A 10,407-nucleotide genomic window follows, 5' to 3' on the forward strand; every position below is an offset into this window, starting at 1 on the left:
TTCTTTGCGCTCTCTGGCAAACCCGCCGTAAAATCAATTACATCACACGCTACTAAAACCATGTCCATGTTTGATTATGCCCATCGCCAGCACCGTTTAGATCAACGACACCTGCTTTTGCTCGTGCTGCTGCTCATTGTTACCGCAGGCGTTAGCCTGTGCGCCGGGGAACAGTGGATAGGGCCTGAACACTGGTTTGAGCCTGAGGGGCAGCTTTTCGTCTGGCAAATCCGTCTGCCGCGCACGCTGGCGGTGATCCTGGTGGGCGCCGCGCTGGCACTGTGCGGCACCATTATGCAGGCATTATTTGATAACCCGCTGGCGGAGCCCGGGCTGCTCGGCGTGTCGAATGGCGCGGGCGTAGGGCTGGTGGCGGCGGTGATGTTGGGCGGGGGGGAACTCTCCTCATGGGGAATCAGCCTCAGCGCCATTATCGGCGCGTTGCTGATAACGGTAATCCTTTTGCGCTTTGCCAGACGGCACTTATCAACCAGTCGGCTGCTGCTTGCCGGGGTGGCTCTGGGGATCATCTGTAGCGCGCTGATGACCTGGGCGGTGTATTTCTCCACGTCCTTTGACTTGCGTCAGTTGATGTACTGGATGATGGGCGGCTTCGGGGGCGTAGACTGGCGCCAGGGCTGGCTGATGGCACTGCTGATACCGGTCTTGCTATGGGCAGGCCTGCAGGCACAGCCACTGAATATTCTCGCGCTGGGGGAAACCTCGGCCCGCCAGCTTGGCATGCCGATAGGCTTCTGGCGCAACGTGCTGGTCATTGCCATTGGCTGGCTGGTTGGGGTGAGCGTGGCACTGGCCGGGGCGATTGGCTTTATTGGGCTGGTTATCCCGCACATGCTGCGTCTGTGCGGTATCACCGACCATCGAACCTTACTGCCGGCCTCGGCGGTTGCCGGGGCGGTAACGCTGCTGGTGGCGGATATCATCGCCCGGCTCGCCCTGACAGCCGCTGAGCTGCCAATAGGCGTGGTGACCGCCACGCTGGGCGCGCCGGTATTTATCTGGCTACTATTAAAATCCGGACGTTAAATCACTACCCGTAAGATAACCAGAGGGAATGCTATGCAGTCTGATATTTTGAATACCGAAGTGACCACCATTGAGGGTGAGAAAACCACGCTGGAAAGCTATAAAGGCAACGTGCTGCTCATCGTGAATGTGGCCTCCAAATGTGGCCTGACGCCGCAGTACGAACAGCTGGAAAACATTCAAAAAGCCTGGGAGAAAGACGGTTTCACCGTGCTGGGCTTCCCGTGCAACCAGTTCCTGGGCCAGGAGCCGGGCAGCGAAGACGAAATCAAAACGTTTTGCAGCACCACCTACGGTGTGACGTTCCCGATGTTCAGCAAAATCGATGTTAACGGTGAACATCGCCATCCCCTGTATGCGAAGCTGGTGGCGGCCGCGCCGACCGCCGTTGCGCCGGAAGGCAGCGGTTTTTATGAGCGCATGGCCAGTAAAGGACGCGCGCCGCTCTATCCGGACGATATCCTGTGGAATTTTGAAAAATTCCTTATTGGTCGTGACGGACAGGTGGTGCAGCGTTTTTCACCGGACATGACGCCTGAAGATCCGATTGTGATGGAGTCTATCAAGCTGGCGCTGGCGAAATAATGACGTTGCTGATGCAGCTCACGGACGTCGCCGATACGGGGCGTCTCGAGCCGATAACCGGTGCCATCAATGCAGGCGAAATCCTGCATCTTGTCGGGCCGAACGGCGCAGGAAAAAGCACCTTACTGGCGCGCATGGCAGGGCTGACTGCCGGCGCGGGGGAGATAACCCTGCTGGAGCATAACCTTGCTGACTGGTCGCCAGTCTCGCTGGCGCACAGGCGCAGCTATCTGGTGCAGCAGCAGGTCCCGCCCTTTGCGATGCCCGTCTGGCACTACCTGATGCTGCATCTGCACGATAAACAGCATACGTCGCTGCTCACTGAGGTGGCGGCGGGATTAGGGCTAGAAGATAAACTGTCCCGGCATGCCAGCCAGCTTTCCGGGGGCGAGTGGCAGCGCGTGCGTCTCGCGGCCGTCATTTTGCAGATTCACCCGGCCGGCAATCCGCATGGCAGACTGCTGCTTCTGGATGAACCGATGAGCGGTCTGGATGTGGCACAGCAGGCCGCGCTGGACACCCTGTTAAGCTCCCTGAGCAGAAAAGGGATCGGCGTGGTCATGAGCAGTCATGACCTGAACCATACGCTGCGTCACGCCCACCGGGTGTGGCTGTTGGCGCGAGGAAAGATGATTGCCAGCGGCACGCGCGATGCGGTATTGACGCCGCCAAATCTTGCCCGCGCGTACAATATGTCTTTCCGCAGGCTGGATATAGAAGGGCATAAGATGCTGATTTCTACCGTGCAGGCGTAACCGTTTCTTGCCTGTTAACGCCGTTGCACGCTAAATTACGAAAAGAACAAAAAAAGCAGAGGATTCGTCTGAAAATGCGATTCTGGTTTCTCCTGATGGCCGCGTTATTTCTTGCGGGATGCAGTAGCCATCGTGCGCCGCCGCCTAACCCGCGGCTTTCAGATTCTATTACCGTCATTGCCAGCCTTAACGATCAGCTGAGCAACTGGCGCGGCACGCCCTATCGTTATGGCGGCATGAGCCGTGGGGGCGTGGATTGTTCTGGCTTTGTTCTGATGACGTTTCGCGATAAGTTTGATTTACAGCTTCCGCGCGAAACGCGCAAACAGGCGGAAATTGGCACGGAAATCGATAAAGATGATTTGCTGCCCGGCGACCTGGTTTTTTTCAAAACCGGCTCGGGTGACAGTGGGCTTCACGTCGGTATTTATGATACCGATAATCAGTTTATTCACGCCTCGACCAGCCGTGGGGTGATGCGCTCGTCGCTCGATAATGTTTACTGGCGTAAAAACTTCTGGCAGGCACGACGTATTTAGTCTGTCAAAGAGCAGTCTCTTATGATGGCATGATAACTAATAAATCATGCCATTTTTTCTCAAATAAGAGTTTTAAAGTTAAATTTACGAAAAATGACTTATCTCCTCAGGTGTCTGTTTTATCTAAAACTGGCTATTACTGAGCAACCAGGATAAGATTATTTTAGATTCAGGGATAAATCTGAAAAATAATACGGAACTAATGAAATTAATCTTATTAAAATCAAGACAGTGGAATTGTGTCGGCAATTGCTCCAGGATGTCCTCTCTCATCTTTAATGCGGGGCGAGTGCAATGATTATTACGCTAGATAATGCTTACCAGTCTGAACTGATGCTTCTGCCTGCCCGAAATAGCGCCGGCGAGCTTAAAGGTTTAGAGGTTCTGGTTAACTTTACTGGCGTCGGTACCCACGTTCGGATCCCCACCGAACTCGTTATCCCGCGGCTTTCTGCTGAAGAAGAGTTAGCGTTGTTTAACGAGAAACTGCAATTGCTTGATACCTGTAAACTGTTTTTTATTCAGCATCAGTTAATTGCATGGATCAATATTACACCTGTAATTGTTGAATTTTTATTAAGTAATGGGAACGCTGTTTCAATACTTGAGCGTTATCCGTTTCTTGAGTTTACTGTTAATGAGAATTATCCAGGTTTAAATAACGGGAAGGACGATCTGCAACTGGCGAGAATGGCAATCCATTTTCCGCTGGTGCTGGCAAACTTTGGCGCAGGCGCAGCGTCGTTGAAAGCCGTTTATGATGGATTGTTTAAACGGGTCATTCTCGACAAGGGATTTATCCAGCAGCGTGCTTCTGAACTCTCTTTTGAGCCTTTTATGCGCGCAATCCTTTGGCAAATAACGCCTCACTGTCAGTCCGTGCTCGTCGGCGGCATTGATGACCACGGTTTATTGCAGCGCGTCTTGTCCTTTAACTTTGGCGCAATGCAGGGGGCGCTCTGGCCAGCCGTCTCTGCAGAGCACGTCACCACGCTCGTTCAGTGATAACCCTCTCTTTCGCCCGTGTTTAAGTCCGGGTAAACCCTCTACACTAAAAGCAGGAGGACCTATGACCCTGTCTTTTACTGCTCACTGGCATGACGAGTTGCCGGGTTTTTATACCGCACTCAAACCCACACCGTTACAAAATTCCCGTCTTATCTGGCATAATGATCGGCTGGCAGATGAGCTGGCTGTTCCACCTGAGATGTTTCAGCCCTCCGACGGCGCTGGCGTCTGGGGAGGCGAAACGCTGCTTGCCGGTATGCAGCCTCTGGCTCAGGTCTATAGCGGACATCAGTTTGGCGTCTGGGCAGGACAACTGGGCGATGGCCGGGGGATTCTGCTGGGCGAACAACGGCTGCCCAACGGGGAGACGGTGGACTGGCACCTGAAGGGGGCCGGCCTGACCCCTTACTCTCGAATGGGCGACGGGCGCGCGGTATTGCGTTCGACTATTCGCGAATGTCTGGCATCAGAAGCGATGCATGCGCTGGGGATCCCCACCACCCGCGCACTGTCGATTGTAACCAGTGACACCCCGGTGGCGCGTGAAACGATGGAAAAAGGGGCGATGCTCATGCGCGTTGCGCAAAGCCATCTGCGTTTTGGCCACTTTGAGCACTTTTATTATCGTCGTGAGCCGGAAAAAGTCCGCCAGCTTGCGGATTATGCCATTCGTCATCACTGGTCTCATTTCCAGGACGAGGCCGATAAGTACATTCTCTGGTTCCGCGATGTGGTAGCCCGTACCGCAACCATGATTGCCCGCTGGCAGACGGTCGGGTTTGCCCATGGGGTGATGAACACGGACAACATGTCGCTTCTCGGGTTGACCTTTGATTACGGTCCGTTTGGCTTCCTTGATGACTATCAGCCGGGGTACATCTGCAACCATTCTGACTATCAGGGACGTTACAGTTTCGACAATCAGCCGGCTGTTGGCCTATGGAACCTGCAGCGTCTTGCGCAAACTCTGTCGCCGTTTATCGACGTTGATGCCCTGAATGATGCGCTCGACAGCTACCAGGGCATTTTACTGCGCGAATACGGCGCGTTGATGCGCAACAAACTGGGACTGGTGACGCAGGAGAGGGGCGATAACGACATCCTGAACGCTCTGTTTGCACTCATGGAACGTGAAGGCAGCGATTACACCCGCACCTTCCGGATGCTGAGCCAGACTGAGCAACACAGTAGTGCCTCACCGCTGCGCGACGAGTTCATTGACAGGCAGGGCTTTGACGACTGGTTTGCGCTTTACCGCGCGCGGTTGCAGCAAGAGCAGGTCGACGACGCAACCCGGCAGGCGCAAATGAACGCGGCGAACCCGGCGATGGTTTTGCGCAACTGGCTGGCGCAGCGGGCTATTGAACAGGCAGAGCAGGGGGAGTATGACGAACTACATCGCCTGCATGTGGCTCTGCGTACGCCGTTTGCTGACCGTGATGACGACTATGTCAGCCGTCCGCCGGACTGGGGAAAACGCCTGGAAGTGAGCTGTTCGAGCTAGCCCGGGCGGACAAAACCTGACACCTTGCGGTGCCAGGTTTTTTTATGCCGATACCGCGGTCACTGTGCGACCCATCCGCCATCCATATTCCAGGCGGCGCCGCGGACCTGTACGGCGCTGTCACTGCACAAAAACAACGCCAGCTCGCCTAGCTGTTCCGGCGTAACAAACTCACCGGCGGGCTGTTTCTCTGCCAGCAGTTGCTCACGAGCGACATCCGGTGCGACGCCATCGGCAATACGTCTGTCGATTTGCTGCTGCACCAGCGGGGTCAGCACCCAGCCCGGGCAGATGGCATTGGCGGTAATACCGGTGCGGGCGGTCTCCAGCGCCAGGGATTTGGTAAAGCCCACCACGCCATGCTTGGCGGCAACATAGGCGGATTTCTCTTTCGACGCGACCAACCCATGCACGGAGGCGATATTAATGATGCGCCCCCAGTTTTTCGCCTGCATCGCAGGCAGCGCCAGCCGGCTGGTGTGAAAGACGGAAGAGAGGTTGATGGCGATAATGTCGTTCCATTTTTCCACCGGGAACGCATTAACAGGTGCGACGTGCTGTATACCGGCGTTGTTGATCAGAATATCGACTCCGCCATACCGGGTTTCGGCGTAGTGCATCATGGCTTCAATCTGCTGGACATCACGCAGGTCCGCATCGTGATAGCCCGGCGTTTTACCCCGTTTCGCGATTTCGTCTCTTGCCGATTCACTGTCGCCGAAACCGTTAAGAATCAACTGTGCGCCGGCCTTCGCCAGCACGCCAGCGATCCCAAGTCCAATACCGCTGGTCGAGCCGGTCACCAGTGCGGTTTTACCGTTCAGATTCATTTTATTCTCCTTACACAATGCCGGTGAGATAGAACACGGCAATGACAAAAAGCACCGCCAGACTTTTGATGAGGGTGATAGCGAAAATGCCGCCATACGCCTGACGATGGCTCAGACCCGTAATGGCAAGCAACGTTATCACGGCCCCGTTATGGGGAAGCGTATCCATGCCGCCGCTGGCCATCGAGGCCACGCGGTGGAGAACCTCCAGAGGGATATTGGCTGCGTGGGCGGCCGCGACAAACGTATCGGCCATGGCCGCAAGGGCGATGCTCATCCCGCCCGACGCCGAACCGGTGATCCCGGCAAGCACGGTCACGCTGATGGCTTCGTTGAGCAACGGGTTCGGGATAGCGGCGAGCGCTTTGGATAAGACCAGAAAACCGGGCAGCGCAGCGATCACCGCCCCGAAACCGTATTCAGACGCGGTATTCATTGCCGCCAGAATGGCGCCGCTGACCGCCGTCCGGCTGCCTTCTGCCAGCCGTCCCCGGATATTGCGAAATCCAAAAAGCAGTACCATGACAATACCCGCGATCAGCGCCGCTTCCACGGCCCAGATGGCGGTGATTTTGCTGACCTCGGTGACAATCGGCTTCGCCAGTCCGGGCAGGATAAGCTCATGTTGCGTCCCGTACCAGCCGGGGATCCAGCGGGTAAACAGCAGGTTGAGGATCCCGACCAGCAGCAGAGGGGAAATGGCGATTAGCGGATGGGGCAGATTAATGTTGTCCGGCGTTTCAGGTTCATTTTTCAGATCGGAACCGTAGCCCTCATTGTTGTTGAGCGCTTTTCGCCGCTGACGCTCCAGCCAGAGCAGGCCAAAACAGAGGATAAACAGCGAGCCAATCAGACCAAGCCACGGGGCAGCCCAGGCGTTAGTGCCAAAGAAGCTGGTGGGGATAATGTTCTGGATCTGCGGCGTGCCGGGCAGGGCGTCCATGGTAAACGAGAACGCACCCAGAGCCACGGTCGCCGGGATAAGACGTTTGGGGATGCCGCTCTGGCGGAACAGTTCGGCCGCAAAAGGATAGACGGCAAAGGCCACCACGAAGAGCGAAACGCCGCCGTACGTTAACAATGCACACACCAGCACAATGACCGGAATCGCATGGCGGCGCCCGAGGATCTGGATCGCTGCAGCGACGATAGCGCGTGAGAAACCGGAAAGCTCAATCAGCTTGCCAAACACGGCACCCAGCAGGAACACCGGGAAGTAGAGCTTGACGAAGCCGACCATCTTTTCCATAAACAGACCGGTAAACGTCGGGCCGACGGCACCCGGGTCGGTCAGCAGCACGGCACCCAGCGCCGCGATGGGGGCAAACAGAATAACGCTGTATCCGCGATAAGCCGCGAGCATCAGCAATGCCAGCGCCGCCAGGGCAATCAACACACTCATTATGACTCCTCACTATCATTGTTATATTCGGGTACCAACGAGATGTCCGGGCGCGGTTAGCGCGCAAGGGTTAATGCAATGCCTTGCCCACCTCCCACACACAGGGTGACGAGCCCTTTTTTCGCGTCGCGGCGTTGCATCTCATGCAGCAGCGTGACGAGGATCCGACAGCCAGAGGCGCCGATGGGGTGGCCAAGCGCAATCGCACCACCGTTAACGTTCACCTTACGTTCATCCCAGCCGAGCAGTTTGCCAACGGCCAGCGCCTGTGCGGCAAAGGCTTCATTCGCTTCAATGACGTCCACCTCATCCAGCGCCCAGCCTGCCCGGGCCAGAGCCGTCTGGCAGGCGCTGACCGGCCCGATGCCCATCACCGATGGATCAACGCCGGTCACGGCATAACTCACGACCCGTCCCAGGATCGGTAATCCGCTCTCCCGCGCTTTTTCACCGCTCATTAACAGCACCGCAGCGGCACCATCGTTCAGGGTTGAGGCATTACCCGCCGTCACCGTTCCATCTTCACGACGAAAGGCAGGGCGCAACTGAGCGAGTTGCTCAGCGGTGGTTCCCGGCCGGGGTTGTTCATCACTGTTGATCAGGCGCGGCGGCTTTTTACCCTCGCTCACCGTGACCGGAGCCATCTCCGCGTCAAACAGACCGCGCGCAATGGCCGACGCCGCTTTTTGCTGCGACCGGGCGGCAAAAGCGTCCTGCTGCTCGCGGGAGATGCCATACTGGCGGGCAACGTTTTCCGCGGTGATGCCCATGTGATAATCGTTAAATGCGTCCCACAGGCCGTCCGTTATCATGCTGTCCTGCAACCCTGTATGACCAAAACGCAACCCTGACCGCGCACCGTCCAGCAGGTAAGGGGCATTGCTCATGCTCTCCTGGCCGCCAGCGATAACCACGTCGGCATCGCCGCAGCGGATAGCCTGCGCGGCGAGCTGCACCGCTTTTAAACCAGCACCGCACACCAGATTGACGGTTGTCGCGGGGGTACTGACGGGCAATCCGGCCATGAGAGCGGTCTGACGGGCGGGGTTTTGTCCACACCCTGCCGTCAGCACCTGACCGAAAATCAGTTCGTCTACCTGATCTGCGCACAGCTGGCTGTTCTCAAGCAGGCGACGAACCGCTACGGCACCCAGTTCAACCGCGGAAAGGGAGGAGAGCGATCCGCGAAAACTGCCTACAGGGGTTCGCGTGGCCCCGACAATCATGACCTCATTCATGTTCACTCCTCAGTTGAAGCGCATCTCGCGCACGTCGTCCGCCACGATGATTTTCCCGGCTGTTTTACTGACGATGTCGTCAATACTGACGCCGGGGGCGTATTCCCGCAGAATGAACGCGCCGTCTTCAATCTCCAGCAACGCAAGGTCGGTTAACACCCGACGGATGCAGCCAGCGCCGGTCAACGGCAGCGTGCAGCGCGGCAGCAGTTTTGACTCGCCGTTTTTTGCGGCATGGGTCATCACCACAATGATGTTCTGCGCCCCGGCGACCAGATCCATCGCGCCTCCCATCCCTTTCACCATCTTGCCCGGGATCATCCACGAGGCGATGTTGCCTTCGACATCCACTTCGAACGCCCCGAGTACGGTCAGGTCAACATGACCGCCCCGGATCATGGCGAACGACTGGGCCGAGTCGAAAATGGCGGCACCGACCCTCGCGGTGACGGTCTGCTTACCGGCGTTAATCATGTCGGCGTCAAGGCTTTGCTCATCCGGAAAGGCTCCCATCCCCAGCAGGCCGTTTTCAGACTGGAGCATCACGTCCATTCCCGCCGGAATATAGTTCGCCACAAGGGTCGGGATCCCTATCCCCAGGTTGACGTAGTAACCGTCGCGCAGTTCTCGGGCAACGCGCATGGCCATCTGTTCACGGGTTAACATCTTCAGACTCCCTCTGCGCGCAGCGTGCGCTGTTCAATGCGTTTCTCGAACTGGCCGACAATCAGCCTGTCGACGTAGATCCCCGGGGTATGAATGGCCGACGGGGGCAGTTCGCCCGGGGCGACGATCTCTTCCACTTCCACCACCGTTATCCGGCCCGCGGTGGCCATCAGCGGGTTAAAGTTTTGCGCGGTATGGCGATAGATAACGTTGCCATACCAGTCCGCTTTCCAGCCCTTGATCAGCGCAAAATCGCCGGTGATGGCCTCTTCGAGGACATAATGCTTGCCGGCAAACTGGCGAACTTCCTTGCCAGCAGCCACGGGTGTGCCATAGCCGGTGGCCGTGTAAAACGCCGGAATACCCGCTCCGCCAGCGCGAACCTTTTCTGCCAGGGTTCCCTGTGGGGTGAGTTCCACTTCAAGCTCGCCGCTCAACACCTGTTGCTCGAACAGCGCGTTTTCGCCCACGTACGACGCCACCACTTTTCGTACCTGGCGCGTCTCAAGGAGTATCCCGAGACCAAAACCATCGACGCCGCAGTTGTTTGAAACCACCGTCAGCCCCTGCACCTGACGGCGTCTGACTTCGGCAATCAGGTTCTCAGGAATGCCGCACAGGCCGAAGCCGCCTGCCAGCAATGTCATTCCGTCCGTCAGCCCGTCCAGCGCCTGCGCATAGCTGCCGACGCGCTTATCCAGTCCCGCCATAATCATCCCTCCCGTTATCCGTGCCGGTATCATTAGGGGCGGCGACTCATTTGTTAATTTTGAATTTGTGACCCACTCATTTGGTTTTTTTATTAATTTCCTGTTAACTAAATTTTTTCAATT

General features: G+C 56.9%; 11 protein-coding genes. 6 read left to right on the forward strand and 5 right to left on the reverse strand.

Translation table 11 applies throughout. From position 1 onward, the window contains the following. Window positions 1-66: 66 nt before the first annotated feature. The 6 genes from btuC to selO all read left to right on the forward strand — a co-directional run bounded on the left by btuC (window position 67) and on the right by selO (window position 5,438). A complete protein-coding gene (gene btuC, locus AM379_RS17475; protein WP_032679674.1) occupies window positions 67-1,047 on the forward strand; it encodes a vitamin B12 ABC transporter permease BtuC in 981 nt (326 codons plus the stop codon). A gap of 33 nt (window positions 1,048-1,080) precedes the next feature. Further along, window positions 1,081-1,632 carry a glutathione peroxidase gene (locus AM379_RS17480; RefSeq protein ID WP_014169696.1) on the forward strand — a complete coding sequence of 184 codons (552 nt, stop codon included), beginning with the start codon at window positions 1,081-1,083 and terminating at the stop codon, window positions 1,630-1,632. Continuing rightward, window positions 1,632-2,387 (forward strand): vitamin B12 ABC transporter ATP-binding protein BtuD, encoded by a 756-nt coding sequence (gene btuD / locus AM379_RS17485; RefSeq protein ID WP_032677976.1) that lies wholly within the window; start codon window positions 1,632-1,634, stop codon window positions 2,385-2,387. The genes AM379_RS17480 and btuD overlap by 1 nt, the downstream gene beginning before the upstream one ends. A gap of 74 nt (window positions 2,388-2,461) precedes the next feature. Next, entirely contained in the window at window positions 2,462-2,926 is a 465-nt protein-coding gene (locus AM379_RS17490; RefSeq protein WP_020884403.1) for an NlpC/P60 family protein, read from the forward strand. A 294-nt stretch (window positions 2,927-3,220) separates the two neighbouring features. Further along, window positions 3,221-3,931 (forward strand): EAL domain-containing protein, encoded by a 711-nt coding sequence (locus AM379_RS17495; protein ID WP_020884402.1) that lies wholly within the window; start codon window positions 3,221-3,223, stop codon window positions 3,929-3,931. 64 nt (window positions 3,932-3,995) lie between these two features. Further along, complete coding sequence (gene selO, locus AM379_RS17500; RefSeq protein WP_106503959.1) at window positions 3,996-5,438, forward strand: protein adenylyltransferase SelO; 1,443 nt, start codon at window positions 3,996-3,998, stop codon at window positions 5,436-5,438. Window positions 5,439-5,497: 59 nt separating this feature from the next. Here selO and AM379_RS17505 read toward each other — a convergent pair whose 3' ends face one another. Genes AM379_RS17505 through AM379_RS17525 form a run of 5 tightly spaced genes read right to left on the reverse strand, consistent with a single transcriptional unit; the run spans window position 5,498 to window position 10,284 of the window. Further along, complete coding sequence (locus tag AM379_RS17505; RefSeq protein ID WP_025204395.1) at window positions 5,498-6,268, reverse strand: 3-hydroxybutyrate dehydrogenase; 771 nt, start codon at window positions 6,266-6,268, stop codon at window positions 5,498-5,500. Window positions 6,269-6,278: 10 nt separating this feature from the next. Beyond that, a complete protein-coding gene (locus AM379_RS17510; RefSeq protein WP_196480799.1) occupies window positions 6,279-7,673 on the reverse strand; it encodes a GntP family permease in 1,395 nt (464 codons plus the stop codon). A 53-nt stretch (window positions 7,674-7,726) separates the two neighbouring features. After that, window positions 7,727-8,908: an acetyl-CoA C-acetyltransferase gene (locus AM379_RS17515; protein ID WP_106503960.1), complete on the reverse strand. Its 1,182-nt coding sequence runs from the start codon at window positions 8,906-8,908 to the stop codon at window positions 7,727-7,729. A 9-nt stretch (window positions 8,909-8,917) separates the two neighbouring features. Continuing rightward, window positions 8,918-9,574 (reverse strand): CoA transferase subunit B, encoded by a 657-nt coding sequence (locus AM379_RS17520; RefSeq protein WP_106503961.1) that lies wholly within the window; start codon window positions 9,572-9,574, stop codon window positions 8,918-8,920. 2 nt (window positions 9,575-9,576) lie between these two features. Then, on the reverse strand, window positions 9,577-10,284 hold the full coding sequence (locus tag AM379_RS17525) for a CoA transferase subunit A (RefSeq protein WP_032677981.1): 708 nt from the start codon (window positions 10,282-10,284) through the stop codon (window positions 9,577-9,579). Window positions 10,285-10,407 lie beyond the last annotated feature (123 nt).

The organism is Enterobacter cloacae complex sp. FDA-CDC-AR_0132, assembly GCF_003010695.1.
In the GTDB taxonomy this organism is placed as follows: Bacteria; Pseudomonadota; Gammaproteobacteria; order Enterobacterales; family Enterobacteriaceae; genus Enterobacter; species Enterobacter ludwigii.